17 protein-coding genes are annotated in these 23,911 nt (G+C 68.3%); 10 read left to right on the plus strand and 7 right to left on the minus strand.

All coding sequences use genetic code 11. From position 1 onward, the window contains the following. The first annotated feature begins 21 nt into the window (after window positions 1-21). The gene (locus SB771_RS28555) at window positions 22-630 is read left to right on the plus strand and encodes a DNA-3-methyladenine glycosylase I (RefSeq protein WP_175661441.1); all 609 of its coding nucleotides are present in this window, start codon (window positions 22-24) and stop codon (window positions 628-630) included. A gap of 265 nt (window positions 631-895) precedes the next feature. Here the strand turns inward: SB771_RS28555 and rpsU are convergent, their stop codons facing one another. Continuing rightward, window positions 896-1,108 carry a 30S ribosomal protein S21 gene (gene rpsU, locus SB771_RS28560; protein ID WP_006401410.1) on the minus strand — a complete coding sequence of 71 codons (213 nt, stop codon included), beginning with the start codon at window positions 1,106-1,108 and terminating at the stop codon, window positions 896-898. A 541-nt stretch (window positions 1,109-1,649) separates the two neighbouring features. Here rpsU and SB771_RS28565 point away from each other — a divergent pair. The 3 genes from SB771_RS28565 to SB771_RS28575 all read left to right on the plus strand — a co-directional run bounded on the left by SB771_RS28565 (window position 1,650) and on the right by SB771_RS28575 (window position 4,415). Next, entirely contained in the window at window positions 1,650-2,474 is an 825-nt protein-coding gene (locus SB771_RS28565; protein ID WP_012362818.1) for a flagellin domain-containing protein, read from the plus strand. 187 nt (window positions 2,475-2,661) lie between these two features. Then, window positions 2,662-4,083, plus strand: coding sequence for a flagellar filament capping protein FliD (gene fliD, locus SB771_RS28570; protein ID WP_175661379.1), 1,422 nt, complete (start codon window positions 2,662-2,664; stop codon window positions 4,081-4,083). A 35-nt stretch (window positions 4,084-4,118) separates the two neighbouring features. After that, window positions 4,119-4,415, plus strand: coding sequence for a flagellar protein FliT (locus SB771_RS28575; RefSeq protein ID WP_011655674.1), 297 nt, complete (start codon window positions 4,119-4,121; stop codon window positions 4,413-4,415). 146 nt (window positions 4,416-4,561) lie between these two features. Here the strand turns inward: SB771_RS28575 and SB771_RS28580 are convergent, their stop codons facing one another. Genes SB771_RS28580 through SB771_RS28605 form a run of 6 tightly spaced genes read right to left on the minus strand, consistent with a single transcriptional unit; the run spans window position 4,562 to window position 15,756 of the window. Then, window positions 4,562-6,826 (minus strand): tetratricopeptide repeat protein, encoded by a 2,265-nt coding sequence (locus SB771_RS28580; protein ID WP_175661378.1) that lies wholly within the window; start codon window positions 6,824-6,826, stop codon window positions 4,562-4,564. Further along, on the minus strand, window positions 6,823-9,309 hold the full coding sequence (locus tag SB771_RS28585) for a tetratricopeptide repeat protein (protein ID WP_175661377.1): 2,487 nt from the start codon (window positions 9,307-9,309) through the stop codon (window positions 6,823-6,825). Before SB771_RS28585 ends, SB771_RS28580 begins: the two co-directional genes overlap by 4 nt. Next, window positions 9,306-11,807 (minus strand): tetratricopeptide repeat protein, encoded by a 2,502-nt coding sequence (locus SB771_RS28590; protein ID WP_175661376.1) that lies wholly within the window; start codon window positions 11,805-11,807, stop codon window positions 9,306-9,308. The genes SB771_RS28585 and SB771_RS28590 overlap by 4 nt, the downstream gene beginning before the upstream one ends. 12 nt (window positions 11,808-11,819) lie before the next feature. After that, window positions 11,820-13,025 carry a class I SAM-dependent methyltransferase gene (locus tag SB771_RS28595; protein ID WP_175661375.1) on the minus strand — a complete coding sequence of 402 codons (1,206 nt, stop codon included), beginning with the start codon at window positions 13,023-13,025 and terminating at the stop codon, window positions 11,820-11,822. Then, window positions 13,022-13,963 carry a UDP-glucuronic acid decarboxylase family protein gene (locus tag SB771_RS28600; protein ID WP_175661374.1) on the minus strand — a complete coding sequence of 314 codons (942 nt, stop codon included), beginning with the start codon at window positions 13,961-13,963 and terminating at the stop codon, window positions 13,022-13,024. Before SB771_RS28600 ends, SB771_RS28595 begins: the two co-directional genes overlap by 4 nt. Next, a complete protein-coding gene (locus SB771_RS28605; protein WP_175661373.1) occupies window positions 13,960-15,756 on the minus strand; it encodes a tetratricopeptide repeat protein in 1,797 nt (598 codons plus the stop codon). The genes SB771_RS28600 and SB771_RS28605 overlap by 4 nt, the downstream gene beginning before the upstream one ends. A 404-nt stretch (window positions 15,757-16,160) precedes the next feature. Between SB771_RS28605 and SB771_RS28610 the strand changes: the two genes are divergently transcribed. From SB771_RS28610 to SB771_RS28635, 6 genes are read left to right on the plus strand one after another with little or no spacing between them, the layout of a single operon-like run. Further along, window positions 16,161-16,946: a class I SAM-dependent methyltransferase gene (locus tag SB771_RS28610; protein ID WP_175661372.1), complete on the plus strand. Its 786-nt coding sequence runs from the start codon at window positions 16,161-16,163 to the stop codon at window positions 16,944-16,946. After that, entirely contained in the window at window positions 16,943-18,328 is a 1,386-nt protein-coding gene (locus SB771_RS28615; RefSeq protein WP_175661371.1) for an NAD(P)/FAD-dependent oxidoreductase, read from the plus strand. The genes SB771_RS28610 and SB771_RS28615 overlap by 4 nt, the downstream gene beginning before the upstream one ends. Window positions 18,329-18,333: 5 nt before the next feature. Further along, window positions 18,334-19,041 (plus strand): WbqC family protein, encoded by a 708-nt coding sequence (locus SB771_RS28620; RefSeq protein WP_126226952.1) that lies wholly within the window; start codon window positions 18,334-18,336, stop codon window positions 19,039-19,041. Window positions 19,042-19,051: 10 nt separating this feature from the next. Continuing rightward, complete coding sequence (locus SB771_RS28625) at window positions 19,052-19,702, plus strand: class I SAM-dependent methyltransferase (RefSeq protein ID WP_175661370.1); 651 nt, start codon at window positions 19,052-19,054, stop codon at window positions 19,700-19,702. 60 nt (window positions 19,703-19,762) lie between these two features. Next, a complete protein-coding gene (gene rffA, locus SB771_RS28630; RefSeq protein WP_175661369.1) occupies window positions 19,763-20,971 on the plus strand; it encodes a dTDP-4-amino-4,6-dideoxygalactose transaminase in 1,209 nt (402 codons plus the stop codon). Beyond that, complete coding sequence (locus SB771_RS28635) at window positions 20,968-23,757, plus strand: glycosyltransferase (protein WP_175661368.1); 2,790 nt, start codon at window positions 20,968-20,970, stop codon at window positions 23,755-23,757. The genes rffA and SB771_RS28635 overlap by 4 nt, the downstream gene beginning before the upstream one ends. Window positions 23,758-23,911 lie beyond the last annotated feature (154 nt).

Here is a 23,911-nt window from a genome sequence, read left to right on the forward strand (position 1 = left end):
GACACTGGAACGAGGCGGATGATGTCGCAGCGGTGCAACTGGGTAAAGACGGAAGCGGATGCTCACTATCACGATACCGAGTGGGGCGTGCCGTCACATGACGATCGCCACCTGTTCGAGATGCTGATTCTGGAAGGCGCGCAGGCGGGGCTGTCGTGGTCGACGATCCTGAACAAGCGCGCCGGCTATCGCGACGCGTTCGCCGACTTCGATGTCGACGCCGTCGCGCGCTTCACGCCGAAGCACATCGAGAAGCTGCTCGAGAATCCCGGCATCGTGCGCAATCGCGCGAAGGTCCAGTCCGCGGTGACCAATGCACTGGCCGTGCAACGCATTCGCGACGAACACGGCTCGCTCGCACACTTCCTGTGGTCGTTCGTCGATCACATGCCGGTGCAGAACGCCTGGCAGTCGTATCGCGACGCGCCCGCGTCGACCGCCCAGTCGGACGCGCTCAGCAAGGCGCTGAAGGCATACGGTTGCAAGTTCGTCGGCTCGACGATCTGCTATGCGCTGATGCAGGCAACCGGGATGGTCAACGACCACGAGGCCGGCTGCCCGTGTCACGCCAAATGCGCGGTGCTCGGCGGCAAGCAGCAGCAGCCGGCGCGGCGCCGCAAGGCGGGCTGACGGCGACGGCGCCGCTACGCGCGGCCGGCGGGACTTCGCCGCACCGGGCTTCCTGGTCGTCAATGCCGGCGCGCTACCTGCCACGCATCGGCTGCCACGACGTGACGCCGCGCGCATCGATCGACAACGTGCTGAACCGCCGCCGCCGGGAAAACCCCAGCCCCAGCCCCAGCCCCGCAGCCCATTTCCCCCCCCAAAAGCGAAACGGCGGAGCGGCTTCTTTCGAAGCACGCTCCGCCGTTTCGCGGCGAACCGACAGACGCTCTTAGTGGAGCTTCTTCGGCAGCATCTGGCTGCGCAGGCGCTTATGCAGGCGCTTGACGGCTGCTGCCTTCTTGCGCTTGCGGACTGCGGTCGGCTTTTCGTAGGACTGGCGTTCGCGCAGTTCAGCGATCAGGCCATTTTTTTCGATAGCACGGCGAAAGCGGCGAATCGCCACTTCGAACGGCTCGTTTTCTTTCAGAAGAATCGTCGTCATGTCGTTCCTAAATTGCTTAAACGGTCAAAAACGTAGCGGCCAAGCGCCACGCACCGGCCATCCGGGCGTCCCCACAACAGGCGAAACGAGCGGAAATACGGCCTCGGAGGCCGGAAAAGAGAGGCGGAAAGCACCGCGGGTACGCTTCACAAGCCACGTGCAGCGCCGCGTTTGACTGCCAGCAAGAATGCCGAGACGGCACAGGCGTGACAGAAAATCTCAATTCAGCCCGCCATCATATCAGGAAATCACAGACAAAACCATCCTTTTGTCGATGCCGGTTCGCCGTCCGACGCGGCGCGGCCACACGAGCCGCCCAACGAGACCCGCACGCGGCCCGGCCGAAATCGCTGCCAGCCACGCCGGACGCGGACTTCGCGGCGATGCGACTCTTCGGTCCCGAATTTCCTCGAACATCTCTCTAAAGTTTTCGCCGGGTGCCGCCGTCAACCAGGAAAGGCGGGCAGCGCCACTCGCGATAAAGCGCAACGCCGAAAACGACCCTGTCTGTACTCAGGCATTTTCCAAAAAGAGGAAGCAAATGCTGAACATCAATACCAACATCCTTTCGCTGACGACGCAGACGAACCTGTCGGGCTCGCAAAGCGCCCTGTCGCAAGCGATCAACCGCCTGTCGTCGGGCAAGCGCGTGAACACGGCAGCCGACGACGCGGCAGGTCTCGCGATCTCGACGACGCAAACGGCCGCGATCAACGCGCTGACGCAAGGTGTCGCAAACGCAAACAACGGTATCTCGATGATCCAGACCGCAGCCGGCGCGCTGCAGTCGACCGTCGACAACCTGCAGCGTATCCGTACGCTGGCAGTCGAATCCGGCGACGGCTCGCTGGACTCGAACGCACGTGCAAACCTGCAAGCTGAAGTCACGACGCGTCTGGGTGAAATCGACCGCGTGGCAACGCAAACGACGTTCAACGGCCAGACCATCCTGAGCAACGCCGGCAACGTCACGTTCCAGGTCGGCGCATCGGCGAACCAGACCGTCGCCGTCAACTTCGGCGCGACCGTGTGGACGAGCACGGGCGCAGGCCTGAGCCTGAGCGGCCTGACGGTCAGCGACCAGACGAGCGCACAGTCGGCGATCACGGCAATCGACACGGCACTGAAGAACGTCAACACGTTCCAGGCAACGCTGGGTGCAGCACAGAACACGTTCCAGGCTGCAATCACGACGACGCAAACGCAGGCAACCAACATGAGCGCAGCGCGTTCGCAGATCACCGACGCGGACTTCGCGACGGAAACGGCGAACCTGAGCAAGGCGCAAGTGCTGCAGCAAGCCGGCATCTCGGTGCTCGCGCAAGCGAACTCGCTGCCGCAGCAGGTCCTGAAGCTCCTGCAGTAATCGGGAACATCCGCGCCGGGCTCGCCGCCCGCGCGCACGGCGTCGTCCGCGTTGCGGCGCGCGACGGCGCCGGTCCGGTACCCCGGACCCGAAACTCCAGGGAGGCTTGCCTCCCTGCTTGCATTGAAATCGAAGCACGGCGACCCGCCGGAACGCGCGCGACCGCGCAAACGACTGGAGCACCCGCATGACCACGACGAGCACGAGCACGACCGATATCGGCAGTCTTCTGGCGCAGGCCGGACAATCGATCATCAGCGGCGCGACCAATTCGACGCTCGACGTCAGTTCGCTGGTGTCCGCGCTGGTCACGGCCAAGACCGCCGGTCAGACTCAAACCCTCACGACCAAGCAGACGCGCGACAACACCGAGCTGTCCGCGGTCGGCAAACTGAAATCGGCGCTGTCCGCGCTGCAGACCGCGATCGCCGGTCTCGCGAACGGCTCGACGCTGAGCGGCCTCGCGGCGACCGCGAGCGGCACCGGCATCACCGCGTCGGTCAAGAACGGCGGCGGGGCGGTGGCCGGCTCGTACGCGGTCAACGTCACGCAGCTCGCGAGCGCGAACAAGCTGTCGTCGGCGGGCATCACGGCGTCGGACACGATCGCGGCCGGCTCGCTGAGCATCACGCTCGGCAGCAACGCGGCATTCAACGTCAACGTCGCGGCCGGCGCGTCGCTGTCCGACATCGCGACCTCGATCAATACGACGGCCGGCAACCCGGGCGTCACCGCGTCGGTCATCACCGGCTCGGACGGCCAGCATCTCGTGATCCAGTCGAACAACACCGGCGCGGCCAACACGGTGTCGGTGAGCGGCACCGGCGTCAACGCGAAGCTGACGTCGGGCTATTCCACCGTGACCAAGGCCGCGGACGCGCAATTGACCGTCGACGGCACGCCGGTGAGCAGCGCGTCCAACAGCGTGTCGGGCGTGCTGACGGGCGTCACGTTGAACCTGACGCCGGCCGCGCTGAACACGACCCAGACGGTCACGCTGTCGCAGGACACGACGGCCACGACGAGCGCGATCAACGCATTCGTCAACGCATACAACGGCTACGTGACGACCGCGAAGTCGCTGTCGTCGTACGATCCGAACACGTCGACGGCAGGCCCGCTGCTCGGCGACGCGATGCTCAACACGATCACGAGCGGCCTCGCGACCGCGATCAGCGGCGGCGTCAAGACGGGCAGCCCGAGCACGACCTATTCGCTCGCGGCGATCGGCATCAACCTGCAGGCCGACGGGACGCTGCAGGTCGACTCGACCGCGCTGAACACCGCGCTTACGTCGAACAGCCCGACCGTCGCCGCGCTGTTCAACACGACGAACGGCGTCGGCCAGACGCTGAACAAGCTGGTCAACACGTACACGCAGGCGAACGGCCTGATCGACCAGCGCACCACCGCGCTCAATGCGGACCTGAAGAACCTGTCCAACCAGGCGACGCAGCTGAAGAACTATTCGGATCAGCTGACCGCGCAGTACAACGCGCAGTTCACCGCGCTGAACAACCTGATGGCGACGATGGCGAACAACACGAAGTACCTGACCCAGCTGTTCGGCGGCACGAACAGCGCCGGCGCGCTCGCCACCAACAAGTAAGCCGCCTTTTCGCGGGACGCATCCGGACGACGACCATGACGACCGATACGCTGAATCAAGCACTCCACCTGACCCACGCGATGCAGTCGGCCACCGCGCTGCGCGACTGGGAACGCGTCGCGGCGCTGGCCGACGCGCGCTCGCCGCTGCTGATGGGGCTATCGCCCGAGCAGACGCCGGAAGCGCTCGACACGATCCGGCGGATCATGGAGATCGACGCGTCGATCGCGCAGGACGCGCAGGCCGATCGCGATCAGCTCGCGCAGCAATTCACCGCATCGCGCGAACGGATTCGCGCGGCCGGCCTCTATCAGGCGACCGGCATGCTGTAAGCCCACGAACAACAACGCGCGCCGCCGTCGAGCGTGCGCCGATGTCGTAACGTCTAGTCGCCTTCGGGCGGCTATTTTTTTTGAGCGAAGGAAAAAGAAACGGCACGGATGCCGGCACGATGCAAATCCGCACCGTGCCGGATCGACTAGCGCGCGGCCACCGCCGCTGCGTCGACCATCTGCGCGAACGCCGCTTCGAGATGGCGGGCGAAGCGCGGCGCATCGCACAGCGGCGAGCCCAGCAGCCGCTCGCGCAGCCCGGCCCGCACGGCCGCGACGTGCGGCAGATCCTGCGCGAACGCGGCCGCCTTCGCGACATAGTCGTCGTCGTTGTCCGCGATCCATTCAGGCATCCCGAGCGTATGCAGGATGCTTTCGCCGATATGCGACAGGAAGCGGTCGCCGCGCCGCGTGATGAACGGCGCACCCATCCACAGTCCTTCCACGCTTGTCGTGCCGCCCGGATACGGGAACGGATCGAGCACGATGTCGATGTCGTTGTACGTGGCGATGTGCGCGAGCCGCTTCGATCCGCCGCGCAGCAGCAGGCGCTCTGCCGGAATACAGTGTGCCGCGAAGCGCGCGGCGATGCTCGTGCGCAGCGCGGCTTCGTCGAGCTGCGCCGACTTCAGCAACAGGCGCGAACCGGGTACCGCATGCAGCACGCGCGACCACAGCGCGACGACGGCGTCGCCGATCTTGTTCGCATTGTTCAGGCATCCGAACGTGACGACACCTTCACGCGCGGCCGGCAGCGGCCCGACCTCGAGCGGCTGCGCGGGCGGCGTGAAGCACAGATAGCTGTCGGGCAGCCGCCACGGCCGCTCGACGAAGTGATGCGCTTCGTCGTCGGGCAGCACGTGGCGATCGCCGATCACGTAGTCGATCGCGGCGATGCCGGTCGTCGCGAAATAGCCGAGCCAGGTCGCCTGCACCGGTGCCGGCTTCCATGCGAACAACGGCAGCCGGTTCGACGCGGTATGCCCACTCAGGTCGACCAGCACGTCGATGCGGTCGTTGGCGATCAGGTCGGCGGCCGCGCGATCGTCGAGCGCGGTGATGTCGCGCCACACCGCGAAATGGCGCTTGAGCGCCGCGGTCGTGTCGTCCTCCACCGACTGCGTCGCGTAGGCCACCGCCTCGATGCGCGACGGATCGAGCGCCGCGACGACGCTCAACAGGAACACCGCGACCGGATGGGACTTCAGGTCGCCGGACACGAACCCGACACGCAACACGCGCCCGGCGGCCGGCCGCGGCACATGCGTACGCGGCGACGCCTGCGCGGCCATCTGCGAGCCGAATTCACGCGCGCGTTCGAGCAGTTGCGCGGGCGACAGCCGGTCGGTGCCTGCCGCGTGGAACATGCGGCCCGAGTGTGCGTTGCGGAATGCAGGATCGATTTCGAGCGCACGATCGTAGCTCGCGAGCCCCGCATCGAGGTGCCACATCGCGCACAGGATGTCGCCCATCACCGCCTGCATCTGCGCGGTCGGGTTCGGCAGCGACAGCGCGATCCGGCAACTGTCGAGCGCTTCACGCCGCTTGCCCTGCCGGACGAGCGTCTGCGCGAGGTGGTGATGCAGATCGGCGCGATCGGGCGCCGCCACCAGCGCGCGCCGCAGGCTCGCCACCGTGCCGTCGAGATCGCCCACACGCTCGAGCGCGGCCGCAAGATGGAACAGGCAGTCCGCTTCGCCCGATTCCGCCGCGCGGGTGAGGCTCGCGATCGCGCCCTCGAGATCGTCGCGCTCGAACAGCAGCACGCCGAGCGCGTGATGCGCGGCATGCAGATCCGGTTGCAGCGCGATCGCTTCGCGGTAGCACGCGATTGCATCGTCGAGCCGGCACTGCGCACGCAGTACGTTGCCCCGGTTGAAGCGGGCCTGCGCGTAGCCGGGATCGAGCGCGATCGCCTTCTCGTACGCGCGCGCCGCGGCGTCCAGTTCGCCCTTGTCCTGCAGCGCGTTACCGAGGTTGTTGAACGCCGGCGCGTAATCGGGGCGCAGCGCGAGCGCCTGCGCGCAGCTCAGCATCGCGGCATCCGCGTCGCCTGCGTCGCGCAACGCGTTGCCGAGGTTGCTGTGCGCCTCCGCATAGTCGGGCGCGAGCGCGATCGCACGCCGGTACGCACCGATCGCATCGTCGAGCCGGCCGTGCGCGCGCAGCATGTTGCCGAGGTTGTTCAGGTAGACGGGATCGGCGCGCAGCGCGATCGCGCGCTCCATCAGCGCGAGGCCGGCCGGAAACTGGCCGAGCTGGCACGCGAGCAGCCCGAGGAAGTGCGTCGCATCCGGCTGATCCGGCTCGTCGCGCCGGATCGCCTCGTACAGCACGCGGGCGTCGTCGAAGCGCCCGGCCTGATGGTGCACGAACGCCGCGTTCAACCGTTCCACGACAGCGCCCGTCATGTGCGTGTGCCGTCCGTGTCGCCGGCCACGTAGTGCGCCCACATCCCGTGGAAGGCATCCTCGAGGTTGCGGGCGAAACGCGCCGCGTCGCACAGCGGCGACGCGAGCGTGCGTTCGCGCAGCGTCGCACGCAACGCCGCCAGCGCGTCGCGATCGCGCGCGAACGTGATCGCCTTCGCGAGATACGCGTCCTCGTCGGCGGCGATCCAGTCGCCCATCCCGGCCGCATGCAGGAGGCTTTCGCAGATATGCGTGACGAAGCGGCCGCCCTTCATCCCGATCACCGGCACGCCCATCCACAGCGCTTCGGCCGTCGTCGTGCCGCCCGGATACGGGAACGGGCTCAGCGCGATGTCGATCCGGTTGTACGCGTTGAAATACTCCGCGCGCGGCGAACCGCCTTCGAGGATCAGCTGCTGCGCGCCGATGCCGTGCCGCGCGAAGCGCTCGAGCGTCGCGCGGTTCAGGTCGCTCGCGCCGAGCTCGTGCGCCTTCAGCATCAGCCGCGCATCGGGCAGCGCGTGCAGCAGGCGCGACCACAGCGCGATCACGTCGTCGCTGATCTTCGTGAGCTTGCCGAAGCAGCCGAACGTCACGCCACCGTTCGTCGCCATCGGCAGCGGGCCGACCGCGACGTCGTAAGCCGGCGGCGTGAAGCACAGGTAGCTGTCCGGCAAATGCCACGGTTGCTCGACGAAGTGATGCGCCTCGTCGGCCGGCAGCGTATGCGGATCGCCGATGAAGTAGTCGATCGCGCGGCAGCCGGTCGTCGCGAAGAAGCCGAGCCAGCTCGCCTGCACCGGCGCGGGCCGGTGCGCGAACACGGGCAGCCCGCTCCAGTTGGTGTGGCCGGCCAGATCGACGAGCACGTCGATGCCGTCGTCGTGGATCATCCGCGCAGCCTGATCGCGATTCAGGCACGTGAGCTTCTTCCAGCTCGCGAAGCCCGTTTTCAGCCGCGCGGTCACGTCGTCCTCCACCACGAAGGTCACGTATGCATGCGGCTCGATGCGCGTGCGATCGAGATGCGCGAGCACGCTTTCGAGGAAGATGCCGACCGGATGCTGACGCAGGTCGCCGGACACGAAGCCGACGCGCAACGGCCGGCCGCGCGCCTGCCGCGCACGCTGCTCGCGGTCATGCGACAGCAGCCGCGCGTCGCGCGCCAGGTAGTCGCCGTAGCGCTGCGCATCGACGACCCACTCCTCGGGCGCGAACGCCGGCGAGCTCGACATGTTGAACAGCAGCCGCGCGTAAGCGCGGTGCGGATCGTGTTCGACGGCTTCGCGGAACGCCGCGACCGCACCGGTGAAATCGCGCTTGGCCCACAGGATGTCGCCGAGCGTCAGCTGGATCTTCACCGGATCGACGCCGAGTTCCTGCGCGATCCGGTATTCGCTCATCGCCTCGTCGAGCTTGTCGAGACGAAACAGCGCGGCCGCGAGATTGTGGTGCGCGTCCGCGTCGTCCGGATTCAGGTCGATCGCATGGCGATGGCTCAGCTCCGACGCCGCCATGCGGTCGAGGTTGTGATACGCGAGACCGAGGAAGTTGTACGCATCCGCAAGCTCGGGATCGAGTTCGATCGCGTGCCGGCACAGGCGCAGGGATTCCTCGTATTCGCCCTGCTGGCAACGCAGCTCGCCGAGCCGGCACCATGCCGGCGCGTAGCCGGGATCGATCTCGCACGCGCGCTCGAACAAGCGCGCCGCGCCGTCGAAGTCGTTCATGCTGCGCAGCGACCGCCCGAGCGTGCAATGGCCTTCCGCATCGTCCGGTTCGAGCCCCGCGCGCGCATGCTCGAGCGCGCCGTCGAAATCGTCGGTCGCGCGCAGCGCAATGGCGAGCCCGCGATGCGCGACGCGCAGCGCAGGGTTCAGTTCGATCGCGCGGCGGTACTGCACGATCGCGTCCGCGCGTCGCTCCTGCGCGCGCAGCACGTTGCCGAGATTGCTGTGCGCTTCCGCATACGCGGGATGGAATGCGATCGCCTTGCCGTAGCTTGCGGCGGCCGCATCCAGCTCACTCAGGTCCTGCAGCACGTTGCCGAGGTTGTTGTATGCCTCCGCATAGCCGGGGCGCAGTTCGATCGCGCGCGAACAGCTCTGCATCGCCTCGGCCGGATCGCGCGCGTCGCGCAGCGCGTTGCCGAGGTTGTTGTGCGCTTCTGGATAGTCGGGACGCAGCGCCACCGCGCGACGGTAGTGCGCGATCGCGTCGTCGAGCCGCCCGCATTCGCGCAGCATGTTGCCGAGGTTGTTGAAGTACGACGCGTCCGGTCGCTCGGCGAGCGAGCGCTCCATCAACGCGAGGCCCGCGTCGTACTGCTTCAACTGGCATGCGAGCAGCCCGAGGAAGTGCATCGCGTCCGGCTGCCCGGGCTGCGCGTGCAGGATCGCGTCGTACAGCGTCTTTGCTTCCCCGAGACGTCCGGCCTGGTGGTGCGTGAGGGCCTCCTGCAGGGCCTGCTGGATATCGTTCATGCTGTCTGTGCCGTTTCCGTATAGCGTGTCCACATGCCGACGAAGGCATCTTCGAGATTGCGTGCGAAGCGTGCCGCATCGCACAGCGGCGACGCGAGCGTGCGTTCGCGCAGCGTCGCGCGCAACGCCGCCAGCCGCGCGCCGTCCTGTGCGGCCGCGACCGCCTTCGCGACATAGTCGTCCTCATCGCCGGCGATCCAGTCAGGCATCCCGGCCGCGTGCAGCAGGCTCTCGCAGATGTGCGTGACGAATCGTCCGCCCTTCATCCCGAGCACCGGCACGCCCATCCACAGCGCTTCGGCCGTCGTCGTGCCGCCCGGGTACGGGAACGGGCTCAGCGCGACGTCGATCCGGTTGTACGCGTTGAAATACTCCGCGCGCGGCGATGCGCCGTCGAACAGCAGCCGGCTCGCGTCGATCCCGTGCCGTGCGAAGCGCGCGGCGGTTGCCTCGCGCACCGCCGCCTGTTCGAGCTCGCGCGCCTTCAGCAACAGCCGTGCGCCGGGCAGTGCATCCAGCACGCGCGACCACACGCGCACGACGTCGTCACCGAGCTTCACGAGCTTGCCGAAACAGCCGAACGTGACGTGGCCGTTCGCGGCCATCGGCAGCGGGCCGACTGCGACGTCGTCGAACGGCGGCGTGAAGCACAGGTAGCTGTCGGGCAGCCGCCACGGTTGCTCGACGAAGTGATGGGCCTCGTTGGCCGGCAACGTCCGCGCGTCGCCGATGAAATAGTCGATCGCGTCGCTGCCCGTCGATGCGAAGAAGCCGAGCCAGCTCGCCTGCACGGGCGCCGGCTTCCAGCCGAATGCGGCCAGGCCGCTCGCCTGCGTATGGCCGGCGAGATCGACGAGCACGTCGACGCCGTCGTCGTGAATCGTGCGGGCGGCGGCTCGCGGATCGCAACCGGCGATCGAACGCCAGACGGCCGCGTGCGGCTTCAGTCGCGCGGTGATCGCGTCCGCTTCGTCCGACGTCGTGTACACGTACGGCGCAACGCGCGTGCGATCGAGATGCGCGAACACGCTTTCGACGAAGATCCCGACCGGGTGCTGCCGCAAGTCGCCCGATACGAAGCCGACCCGCAGCGGGCGATGCAGCGCGTCGGCCGCGCGTGCGTGCACGTCATGCGCATAGCGCGTCGAACGCGCCGCGAGGTGACGGCCGTAGCGGCGCGCATCGTTCAGGTAGTCGGCGGGGGACACGGTCGCCGATGCCGCGGCGGCGAACAGCAGGCGGCCGAGCACCTCCGCCGCATCGTCGCTCGCGTCGTCGCGCACCAGCGCGAGCGCGTCGCGATACGCGGGCACCGCGGCGTCGACGTTGCCCTGCGCGCGCAGAATGTCGCCGAGATTCACGTACATCGATACGGTCGGGCGGCCGCCCGCCAGCGCCCGCCGGCAATACGCGAGCGCATCGGCGTGCCGCTCGCGCTTGAGCAGCACGACCGACAGGTTGTGGCATGCACCGCTGTCGGCCGGATTCAGCTCGAGCGCGGTGCGGTAGCACGCTTGCGCCGCGACGAGATCGCCCAGGCCGTGGTGAGCGTTGCCCGCCTGGTTGTGCGCATCGGCGAGATCCGGCGCGATGCGGATCGCGTCCTGCGCATGCACGAGCGCTTCCGCATAACGCGCCTGACGGCGCCGCACGCCGCTGAGGTTCGCATGCGCGGCGGCCAGCGACGCATCGAGCGCGATCGCGCGTGCGTATTGCGCCGCGGCGGCGTCGAGATCGCCCGCGTCGCGCAGCACGCCCGCGTAGTTGTTGTGCAGGCTCGCGTCGCCCGATCCGGCCGCGGCGGCGCCCAGCACGCTCGCGGCTTCGCTCAGTTCGCCGAGCGCCCACAGCGACAGGCCGAGGCCGTGACACGCAGCGGGCAGCGCGGGGTTCAGTTCGATCGCGCGGCGGTAGTGAACGATCGCGTCCGCGTGCCGCTCCTGCGCGCGCAGCACATTGCCGAGGTTGCTGTGCGCATCCGCATACGCGGGATGGAATGCGATCGCCTTGGCGTAGCTTGCCGCGGCCGCATCCAGCTCGCCCAGGTCCTGCAGCACATTGCCGAGGTTGTTGTAGGCCTCCGCATAACCGGGACGCAATTCGATCGCGCGCGCACAGCTCTGCATCGCCTCGGCCGGGTCGCGCGCGTCGCGCAGCGCGTTGCCGAGGTTGTTGTGCGCTTCCGGATAGTCGGGACGCAACGCCACCGCGCGACGGTAGTGCGCGATCGCGTCGTCGAGCCGCCCGCATTCGCGCAGCATGTTGCCGAGGTTGTTGAAGTACGACGCGTCCGGGCGCTCGGCGAGCGAGCGCTCCATCAACGCAAGGCCCGCGTCGTACTGCTTCAGCTGGCACGCGAGCAGCCCGAGGAAGTGCATCGCATCGGGCTGCCCGGGCTGGGCGTTCAGGATCGCGTCGTACAACGCCTTCGCTTCCCCGAGACGTCCGGCCTCGTGATGCGCGAGCGCCGCGCGCAGTTGCAGTTCAATCGACTCCATCGCGCGCGCCGCTCAATACGGATGCGGTTCGCGCCCGAAGTCGATCAGTCGGCCGTCGTGCTCGATCATCACGGCCGCGGCCGCGATCCCTTCGCGCGACATCTCGGCGACGATGTCGCGTGCGCGCCATTGCGTGGGAATGATGATCACGTCGGCCGGCGCCGCCTTCAGCGCGTCGCGGAATTCGATCTTCTGGCCGGTGCCCGGCACATAGGTGCCGACCTTGTCGGGATCGGAATCGACGACGAGCGGGAAGCGTGCGGCATCGGCATCGAAGTGATGGATGAACGCGGCGGCCTTGCCGGTGCCGCCCCAGATCGCGACGCGCCGCCCCGACCCGGCAAGCTCGGTGAGCTGCCCGGCGATCGCCGCGCGGTTCTCGACCGAGCGCGCCGCGAACCGCAGCGACGCGTCGGCGCGCGTGCGCGCGTGCGCCGGCACGCCGAGCCGTACCAGCGCATGGACGACTTCACCGTCGTAGCCGTGCGCGAGCGTCACGATCTCGCCGGCGCGCGCCATCAGCGTGCGGAACGACTCCGTCGTGAACTGCGATACGTGCTCGTAGAAGAAGTCGGCGAGGCGGTCCGTCTCGAACACGCGGTCGATGCACGGTACTTCCGCGAACAGCCAGCACGCGTTCGGCTGGCGCGACGCGCCCCATGCAAGCTGTTCGACGAGCTTCGCGGGTTCGGTCAGGTGTTCGAGCACGTGCCGGATCACGATCGCGTCGGGACGAAACGCGGGCATGTCGGCCAATGGTTCGAACAGCCGCGCGTGGAATTCGATGCCGTTGCCGGTGCCCGCGCTCGCGTTCGGATCGAAGCCGGCGAAACGCCCGCCGCGGCTCGCCTGCGCGAGGCCGCGCACGAAATGGCCTTCTCCGCAGCCGATCTCGACGACCGTCGGTTCAGCCGGCAGCGTGCCGAGCAGCAGGTCGCGCGTGGCCGCGAGATGGCCTTTCCAGATCCCGCCGCTGTTGAACATCCGGTTCGGGTTGCTCTGATACGGAATCGCGTCGTAGCTGAACCGGTGATTCCACACGTGCGAACACTGCGGGCACTGGACGAAGTCGAGCGCATGGCGCGGCAGCCCGCGCGCCGCTTCGGCGGATGCGGGCCACGCGAGCGTCGCGAGCGTGCGCTCGCCGCCCGGGAAGAACGGCGCGGCAACCGTATGCGCGCAGACGGGGCAAGGGGCGTCGATCAGGTCGTGACTCATGCATTCACCTGTTTGCGGAAATGGGCGATCGTCTCCTTCAGGCCATCCTCGAGCGCGATGCCGGGCTGCCAGTCCAGACGCTGGCGCGCGCGGCCGATGTCGGGACGGCGCTGCAGCGGATCGTCGGCCGGCAGCGGGCGATATTCGATGCGGCTTTTCGAACCGGTGAGCCGCAGCACGCATTCGGCCAGCTCGCGGATCGTGATCTCGCTCGGGTTGCCGAGGTTGATCGGGCCGGTGTCGTCGTCCTGGTCCATCATCCGCAACAGCCCTTCGACGAGATCGTCGACATAGCAGAACGAGCGCGTCTGGCTGCCGTCGCCGTACAGCGTAATCGGCTCGCCGCGCAGCGCCTGCATGATGAAGTTCGACACGACGCGCCCGTCGTCGGCGCGCATGCGCGGCCCGTAGGTATTGAAGATCCGCACCACGCGGATATCGACGCGATGCTGGCGGTGATAGTCGAAGAACAGCGTCTCGGCGCAGCGCTTGCCTTCGTCGTAGCACGCGCGCAGCCCGTTCGGATTCACGTTGCCCCAGTAGCTTTCCTGCTGCGGATGCTGCTGCGCGTCGCCGTACACCTCGCTCGTCGACGCCTGCAGGATGCGCGCGCCGCAGCGCTTCGCGAGGCCGAGCATGTTGATCGCGCCGAGCACGGCCGTCTTCACCGTCGACACCGGGTCGCTCTGGTAGTGCACGGGGCTCGCCGGGCAGGCCATGTTGAACACGCGGTCCGCTTCGACGTAGAGCGGCAGCCACACGTCGTGGCGGATCACCTCGAAATTGACCTGGCCGATCAGGTGTTCGATGTTGCGCTTGCTGCCGGTGTGGAAGTTGTCGACGCACATCACGTCGTAGCCGGCGTGCACGAGCCGCTCGCAGAGGTGCGAGCCGAGAAAGCCCGCGCCGCCGGTGACGAGGACGGACTGGCCGTTCACGCTGCGGCTCCCGGTGCGGCGTCGACGCGGCGCACCCACATTTCGTGCAGCGCCTCCTCGAAATGACGCGCGAAGCGGGGCGCGTCGCACAGCGGCGACGCCAGCACCTGCGCACGCAGCGTCGTGCGCAGCACGGCCAGCTCGGCCGGATTGCGCGCGAACGCGACGGCCTTCGCGACATACGTATCGTCGTCGTCCGCGATCCATTCGGGCAGGCGCGCCGCGTGCAGCAGGCTTTCGCAGATGTGCGACAGGAACCGCGCGCCGCGGCGGCCGAGCACCGGCACGCCCATCCACAGCGCCTCGGCCGTCGTCGTGCCGCCCGGGTACGGGAACGGGCTCAGCATCAGGTCGACGCGCCGGTAGGCCGCCAGATATTCATCGCGCGGCGACCGGCCTTCGAACAGCAGACGCGCCGCATCGATGCCGTGCGCGGCGAAGCGGGCCGCGAGCGCGTCCTGCTCGCGCGGGTCGTCGAGATGCGGCGCCTTCACGAACAGTCGCGCGTTCGGCACGTCGCGCAATACGCGCGACCACACGTCGATCACGTGATCGGTGAGCTTCGCGAGCTTGCCGAAATAGCCGAAGGTCGGATAACCGTTCGCGAGCATCGGCAGCGGGCCGCCGTCGAGTTCGACGGCCGGCGGCGTGAAGCACAGATAGCTATCGGGCAGGTGCCACGCGCGTTCGACGAAATGCGCGGCCTCGTCGGCCGGCATCACGTGGCGGTCGCCGAGCACGTAGTCGATCGCGCGCATCCCGGTGCTCGCGAAGTAACCGGGCCAGCTCACCTGCAGCGGCGCGGGCTTCCACGCGAACAGCGGCAGGCGGTTGTGGATCGTGTGGCCGGATGCGTCGATCAGCACGTCGATGCCGTCGTCGTGAATGCGCGCGGCAGCCGCCGCGTCGTCGAGGCCGGCAATACACGTCCACGACGCGAAGCGCGGCTTGATGCGCGCGGTCACGTCGTCCTCGATCTCGCGCGTCGGATACGCATGCAGTTCGACGCGCTCGCGCTTCACGTGCGCGAGCATCCCTTCGATGAAATAACCGACCGGGTGCGCCTTCAGGTCGCCCGACACGATGCCCACGCGCAGCGGCCGCCCGATGCGCGCGCCCAGGTCGACCTGCCACGTCGAGTACGGCTGCGCGCGCTGCGTGACGAGCGCATCGAAGCGCGCGGCTTCGTCGAGGTACGCGTGCGGATCGAACGCATCGCTGTAGTGGTACGCGAACAGCAGGTTGCTGCGCGGCTCCGGCAACTCCGGACGCAGCGCGACCGCGTGCTGGTACGCCTCGAGCGCGGCCGGGATCTCGTTCAGGTCGAGCAGCGCGTTGCCGAGGTTGTTGTAGGCCTGCCCGTGGTCGGGCTGCAGCGCGATCGCCTGGCAGAACGCGTCGACGGCCTCGCGTGCATGGCCCGCGAGCCGCTGCGCGTTGCCGAGGTTGTTGTACGCGTCGACGTAGCCGGGCCGCAGCTCGATCGCGAGACGGAAACACTCGGCGGCGGCGGCCGGCCGGTTGTTCGCCTGCATCACGTTGCCGAGGTTGTAGTAGTAGGTCGCGTCGGGCTTGATCTCGATCGCCGCCATGATCAGTTCCGTCGCCTCGCGATACCGCCCGTACTGGTGACCGATCAGGCCGAGCAGGTGCAGCGCGTCCGCGTGCCGCGGCTCGGCGTCGAGAATCCGGCGGTACAGCGTCTCGGCTTCCTCGAGCCGGTCGGCCTGGTGGAGCGCCAGCGCCGCTTCGATCGTGGCGACGGGGGAGTCGGACAGCGTGAGATCAGTCATCGTGGTAAGCCAGCGTGAGTTCGGTACGGAGCGCGCAAACGCGCGGAGGCCGGCATCGCACACGCGCGGACGGCCCTCGACATGCCAGCATTCTCGGCGTGGGCTCGCCGTTCCAATCGGCGGAGCAGGTGGCGGATTTGGTCGCTTTTCGTGTGAAGGTGCGATCGGCGGCTTGACGACGATCAAGGTCGCGGCACGCGCCCGGCCGCGGCATGTGCCGGCATTCCCCGAAATGCGGGGGAAAACGGCCCGCTAATCCGGCATTTGATTGGCGCGCGGGTCGCTAGACTCGTTCACAGACTTGGAGGCGTCCACCGCGCGGCCGATCGCGCAGGGCGCAAGCCGCTTGCCGGGCCGCGGCCAGGGATGCCCCGAAGCCACCCTCAGCGCCTGGAGCCATGTGTATGCACGAGTCCTCAATCATCTCCAACTCGAACGACGACCAGCTCGCCGCACGACGCGAACTGTTCGACCTGATGCAGACCTATCCGGCGACGCAAGAGGAGTTCGAACGCTCGCTCGGCCTGTTCGTGCGCGGCTCGCTGCTCGCGCGGATCCTCGCGACGTTCGAGGTCTACGAGCAGATCGTGCCGCTGCCGGGTTCGATCCTCGATCTCGGCACCTGGCGCGGCCAGACTGCCGTGCTGTGCGAAAACTTCCGCGCGATCCTCGAGCCGCTGAACTTCCAGCGCCGGATTCACGCGTTCGATACGTTCACCGGCTACGCGGGCTTCGCCGACGGCGATTCGCGCGACCGCAAGCTGTTCTCCGACGGCACGTACTCGCTCGCCGGCGACTATGCGGACCTGCTGCGCAACCTGCTGTCGCTGCACGAGCGCAACAACGCGATGGGCCACGTGAACGGCAAGCACCATGTGTGGGAAGGCGATTGCCGCGACACGCTGGCCGCCTACGAGGAAGCGCATCCGGGCGAACCGGTCGCGCTCGCATGGTTCGACCTGAACGTGCCGGGCCCGACCCGTCAGGCGTTCGAGACGGTGATGAAGCGCCTCGTGCCGGGCGGCGTGGTCGCGTTCTGGCAGCTCACACGCGGCGGCCAGACGCCGGCCGAAGGGATCCACTACGTGCGCGAGCTGCTCGGCAAGCATCCGCACCGGATCCACAAGGCGAAGTCGTATCCGTCGCTCTGCTATCTGAGCTTCCCTGAAGGCGGCGGGGTGCGCCCATGAAGATCGCGATCCTCGGCAACGGCATCCTCGGGCTGATGACCGCCCGTGCCTGGCAACGCGCCGAGCCGGGCATCGAGCTCGTCGTCGTCGGCCCGGCGCAGCGCCCCGGCTCGGCGACCCGCGCGGCCGCCGCGATGCTCAACTCGTTCACCGAACTGGAAGGCGATTCGCTCGGCACGCCGATCGACCGCTTCAAGTTCGAACTGAGCCGCGCGGCGACCGCCGCGTGGCCCGACGTATTCGCAGAGATCTGCACGCCGGATCGCGCGGTCGCGCACGGCTTCGGCACCTACGTGCTGAACAACGCGGCGACCGACGCGCTCGACGACGAGAACTTCGCGGCGATGCGGCGCTTTTGCCGCGAGTTCGAGGAACCGTGCGAGGCGGTCGATCCGGCCGGCATCCCGAACTACCACCCGCAACCGCAATTCCGCGCGCTGAATGCGGTGTATCTGAAGCGCGAAGGCTGGGCGAACCCGAAACAGTTTCTCGATGCGCTCCAGGCCAGCGTGGCCGCGGCCGGCAACGTCACGTTCGTGTCCGCGGAAGTCGAACGCATCGACGTCGCGGGCGGGCGCGTCGCCGGTGCCCGCCTGAGCGACGGCACGACGCTCGACGCCGACCGGTTCGTGCTCTGCAACGGCGCGAACCTGACGCGCGTGCTGCAGGCGAGCGTGCCCGAGCTGCCGGTGCAACGGCTGTTCTACGGGATCGGCATGTCGATCGAGCTGCAGAGCAGCGAGAACGTGCATACGCACTGCGTGCGCACGACCAACCGTGGCCTCGCGTGCGGCGTCTATTCGGCGCCGTACGGGCCGGACCGCACGCTCGTGGGCGCCAGCAACTACATCAGCCCGGTGCCGCACGAGCACGGGCACGCCGGCAGCGCGTACACGCTGCTCAAATCCGCGATGGACCAGATCAACTCGCGGTTCTCGCGTGCGAATCTCGTCAACGTGAACGTCGGCTGGCGGCCGACGACGTCCGACCTGTACCCGCTGATCGGCGAAACCAGCGTGCGCGACCTGTGGATTCTCGGCGGCACCAAGCGCGACGGCTTCCACCTGTCGCCGGTGCTGTGCCGCGACCTCGTCGCCGCGATGCGCGGCCTGCCGATCGATCCGCGCTATGCGCAGCTGGCGCCCGAGCGGCCGCTGATCCGCAATCTGTCGCGCGACGCGGCGATCGCGAAGACGGTCCGCCACCAGATCAACGCCGCTTACCAGCACGACTTCGTGCCCGCGCGCAACCGCATGGTCGAGCAGCTCGAACGCGCGATCCGCGCGGACCTCGAGGCGCTGCACGACCGGCTCGGCGCGACCGACTGGGGGATTCCGCCCGAGCTCGTCGACATGTACCGGTACGGTCACATTCCGGTCTGAACGACATGACTGCGCAGCCCAAACGCATCGCGATCGTCCAGTCGAACTACATCCCGTGGAAGGGCTACTTCGACCTGATCGCCGCGACCGACGAGTTCATCCTGTACGACGACGCGCAGTACACGCGGCGCGACTGGCGCAACCGCAACCAGATCAAGACGCCGCAAGGCGTGCAGTGGCTGACCGTGCCGGTCCGGGTGAAGGGGCGTTATCACCAGAGCATTCGCGAAACCGAGATCGACGGCACGGAGTGGGCCGAACAGCACTGGACGCGTCTGCGCCAGAACTATGCGCGCGCGCCGCATTTCGCGCGCTACGCGCCGGAGCTCGAAGCGCTGTACCTGCACGGCCGGCACGACACGTTGAGCGCGCTGAATCTCGCGATGCTGACCTGGGTCAACCGGCAGCTCGGCATCGCCACGCGCATGTCGTCGTCGTCCGACTACACGCTGGAAGGCGATCGCACCGACAAGCTGCTGAACCTGTGCCTGCAGGCCGGCGCGACCGAATACCTGTCTGGCCCCGCCGCACGCGACTATCTCGACGAAAGCCGGTTCGCCGCCGCGCAGGTCGCGGTGCGCTGGTTCGACTATCCGGCCTATCCGCCGTACGCGCAGCTGTGGGGCGAGTTCGTCCACGGCGTGACGGTGCTCGACGTGCTGTTTCATTGCGGGCCGGATGCGCACCGGCATGTCGTGACCGGCCGACACTGAGGATTACGCGATGCTCGATTCCCGACACTCGGGCCTGCTGGCAGACGTCGCCGCCTATTACGGCGCGCGCCTGGCCGAGCACGGCCAGACCGCACGCGGCGTGGACTGGAACGGCGAGGACGGCCAGCGGCTGCGATTCGCACAACTGACGAAGATCGTCGCGCCTGTCGCCGACGGCTTCTCGGTCAACGACCTCGGATGCGGCTACGGCGCGCTGGTGGATTTTCTCGACGAGCACGCGGCCGGGCGCAGCCATGCGTATGCGGGCAACGACGTGTCGCCGGAGATGATCGATGCGGCCCGGCAGCGCTATCGCGGTCGCGCCGACGTGTCGTTCCACGTCGGCGACACGCCGTCGTCGGTCGCCGACTACGGCATCGCGTCGGGCATCTTCAACGTGCATCGCGGCCACGGCGACGACGCATGGCTCGACTACATCCACGCAACGCTCGACACGCTGCACGCGACGAGCCGTCTCGGCTTCGCGTTCAACTGCCTGACGTCGTATTCCGATCCGCCGCACATGCGTCCCGAGCGGCTGTACTACGCCGATCCGTGCGCGCTGTTCGATCGCTGCAAACGCCGCTACTCGCGCCACGTCGCGCTGCTGCACGACTACGGACTGTACGAATTCACGATCCTCGTCCGGAAGGACGGCTGAGCGCCCACGCGCAAGCCGCCGGCCCCGTTGCCCCTCTTCACGCCTTCGCGGAGTTCCGTCATGTTCGCTCCTCCCAATCTCGACCGCATTCCGTTCGGCCGTCCGTTCATCGTCGGCAAGGAGCTCTACTACATCGCGAAGGCAGTCGAACAGGGCGGACTCGCCGGCGACCAGGCATTCACGAAGCTGTGCCACCAGTGGCTCGAAACGCGCATCGGGTGCCATCGCGCGCTGCTCACGCACTCGTGCACGGCCGCGCTCGAGATGGCGGCGATCCTCACCGACGTCGGCCCGGGCGACGAAGTCATCATGCCGTCCTATACGTTCGTGTCGACCGCCAATGCGTTCGCGCTGCGCGGCGCGACGCCCGTGTTCGTCGACATCCGTCCCGATACGCTGAACCTCGACGAAAAACTCGTTGCCGCCGCGATCACCGAGCGCACGCGCGCGATCGTCCCGGTCCACTATGCGGGCGTGTCGTGCGACATGGACACGATCGCGCACCTCGCCGACGACTACCGGCTGTGGGTCGTCGAGGACGCCGCGCAGGCGATCCAGTCGACCTGGAAAGGCAAGCCGCTCGGCAGCCTCGGCCACCTCGCGTGCCTCAGCTTCCACGAGACCAAGAACGTGATCGCCGGCGAAGGCGGTGCGCTGCTCGTCAATGACGAGCGACTCGTCGAGCGCGCGGAGATCATCCGCGAGAAAGGCACCAACCGCAGCCAGTTCTTTCGCGGCCAGGTCGACAAGTACACGTGGGTCGATCTCGGTTCGTCCTATCTGCCCGGCGAATTGATCGCCGCGTTCCTGTACGCGCAGTTCGAGCACGCGGACGTGATCACCGCGCAGCGGCGCGCGACCGTGAAGCGCTACGAGGATGCGCTGCGGCCGCTGCACGACGCCGGCCACCTCACGCTGCCCGCGACGCCGCTGAGCGAAGCCGGCAACGGCCATCTGTTCTATTTCCTCGCGCGCGACCTCGGCGAGCGCACGGCGCTGCTCGAGCGGATCCGCGCCGCGGGCGTGTTCGCCGTGTTCCATTACGTGCCGCTGCACAGTTCGCCGGCGGGCCGCCGCTACGGCCGTTGCGGCTCCGGCATGCAGGTGACCGACGACGTCGCCGACCGGCTCGTGCGCCTGCCGCTGTACCACGCGATGAGCGACGCGGAGCAGGACCGCGTCCTTCAGGTGGTATCCGACTTCTACCGCAGCGGCGCGCGACCGGCCGTCCGTCCTGCTTCGCCGCACCTCGAGCCCTCCCTTTCATGAACGACTCACCCCGCATCTTCGCGTCGCTCGGCCATCCGTACTACGTCTTCGCACCGCCGTACCTGCAGACCTCCGGCGGCGTGCGCGCGATGCACTACCTGTGCCACGCGCTGAACCTGCTCGGCTGCGAGGCCTATGTCAACACGACGGTCGTGCACCGCGATTTGCGCACGCCGTTGCTGACGCAGGAAGTCGCGCACGCGCATGGCGCCGCGGGCCGCAGCCCGGTCGCCGTCTATCCGGAAATCGTCGACGAGAACCCGTTCAACGCGCGCTGCGTCGCGCGCTACCTGCTCGCGGAGCCGGGCCGCATCAACGCGAAACCGATCGCGCTCGCGCCGACCGATCTCGTGTTCGCGTTCGGGCCGTCGATCGTGCCCGACGGATGGCACGCCGACCTGCTGAGAATGCCGCTCGTCGATACGCGCATCTTTCACTGCGACGGTGTCGACGACGCAGCCCGCAGCGGCACGGCCGTGTTCCTGAACCGGCATCTGCGCCGCGGCGGCAACCTGCATCCGGCGACGGCCGACTCGATCGAGATCTCGGGCCGCGTGGCGCCGCGCTCCGCGCACGAGCTCGCCGAGCTGTTTCGCCGCGTCGAATGCCTGTACCTGTACGAGTGGTCCACCGCGGCCTTCGAGGCGCTGCTGTGCGGCTGCCCGGTCGTCTGCATCCTGAACGACGCGTCGATGCCGAATGCGGAACGCTGGGTGATGGGCGGCAAGGGCATCGCGTGGGGGCTCGATCCGCATGAAATCGCACATGCGAAGGCGACCGTGCACGAAGCGCGCGACGTGTATCGCGAAGAAGAGACGACGTTCTGGCGGCAATTGCGGCAGTTCGTCGACAAGACCCAGGCGCGCGCCGATGAGCTCGATCGTCTCCATGAGCGTGCCGGCCCGAACGGTGCGGCCGCCGCGCGAGCGCCCGCGACGCGGCGCATGGCCGTCGTGTGCGCGGAGCCGGCCGTGCACGCGCATGTCTCGGCGCGGTTCGCGCTGCCCGCTCGCGAATGGACCGTGGACTTTCCCGTCGGCGCGAACGGCATCGACCTCGACGTGCTGCAACGGGCCGACCTGATCGTCCTGCACGACGCGACGCCGAGCCTGCTGTCAGGCGCCGCGCTCGAGCAGATGTTCGCGCTCGGCAAGCCGGTCGTCTGCGAGCTCGACCGGCCGCTCGACGCGTTCTCGCTCGACGATCCGCACATCGCCGGCAGCGCGCGCCGGCTCGCCGCCATGCGCGACGCGATCCGCCGCGCCGATGCGCTGGTGGTGCCATCGGAAGCGATGGCCGCCACGTATCGTCACATGAACGCGGCGGTACACGCGCTGCCCGTCGATGCCGAGCCCGCGCGACGCGGCGCGCTGTACGCGCGACTCGCCGAACAGGGCCGGCGGCCGGCCGCCGCGGTTCCAGCACCCGGCGAACCGCCCGCGACGCGCGCGCAGCAGAAGAAGCGCCTTGTCGCGTACGCGATCGATCCCGTCGACGGTGCGTCCGTGCAGCGCCGTTTCGCGCTGCCGTTCGCGCGGCTCGAGGACGACTGGGCGCTCGTCAGCGGGCTGGCCGACAGCGCGGCGATCGCCACGGCCGATGCCGTGCTGCTCGATCGCCACACGCCGGGCCTGCTGCCGCTGAAGGCGCTGAGCGCAATCTTCGAGTTCGACAAGCCCGTGATCTATGCGACCGATCTTCCGCTCGCCGCGCAACCGACGACACAGGCCGACTCGACGTGGACCGGCATCGCGTTCACGCTCGGCAACGCGCACGCGATCATCGTCCCGACGCCGGACCTCGCGCGCCAGTACCGGCCGTGGAATCCGAACGTGTTCGTGCTGCCCGACAGCGTCGATCTCGACCTGTTCCTGCGCCCGGTGCCCGCACGCGGCGATGCACGCGTGACGATCGGTGTCGCCGGCGCATCGCTGCTGCCCGCCAACTTCGCGCGGGTGGACGCCGCGCTGCGTGCGCTCTGCGAGCGCCATGCCGGCCGCATCGCCGTGCAGTTCTTCGGCGCCCAGGTGCCGGCCGGCTGGGCGGATCAACCAGCGGCCGAGTTCCGGCCCGCACCCGACGGATACCGCGCCTACGCGCAGCAGTTGCGCGCGCTCGACTGGGACGTCGCGCTGATGCCGCTCGCCGATACCGACGATGGCGCGACCAGCGCGATCCAGCGGCAGGAATTCGCGGCCGCCGGCATCGCCGTCGTCGCGAGCGACCGGCCGGCCCTGCGCATCACGTTGAACGACGGCGACGACGCGCTGCTCGCCGGCGATACCGCGCACGCATGGGACGACGCGCTCGAGCGCGTGGTCACGCAGCCGGCGCTGCGCCGGCGGATCGCGCGTACCGCGCAGGCGCGCGTGCGCAAGCACGACGCGCTGCAGGTGCGCCTGCCGCTGATTCGCGAGATCTACCGGATGTGCGCTGAAGGCGAAGGCACGGCGGTGCGGTCGCCGCTGCGGGATGCGCCGATTCCCGGTGCGCTGATCCTCGACGCCGCCGGCGACGCCGAGCGCGTGCAAGCCGCGCTGCGCATCGTCGCGGCGCGTGACGAGCGGGATCTGCTGAGCGTCGTGCTGAAGACGTCGTCCGGACCGTTGCCCGAATGGACGGACCGGCTGCGCTATCTGAGTACGTCGGCGCAGGAGTATGCGGCCACCGCCGACCAGCTGGCCGCGATGCCCGCGTTCGACTGGGTCGCGATCATCGACGCGGCGGACATGGAGGCTGGTGCCAGCGCGCCGGAAACGGCGATCGCGGACGCCGCGATCGATTGACGACGGCGGCGCACGGAGGAGCTTCGTGCGTCAGCTGCTCGACGAACACCGTGAACGCAAATCCGACTGATTGCGGGGTTCTACTTCAATGCATATCGGCTGGGGGCTTGATCTTATACGGAAAATGCGGGGCGCTTGATCGTCGCGCATGCGC

The organism is Burkholderia sp. SIMBA_051 (assembly GCF_046534915.1).
Lineage (GTDB): Bacteria > Pseudomonadota > Gammaproteobacteria > Burkholderiales > Burkholderiaceae > Burkholderia > Burkholderia ambifaria.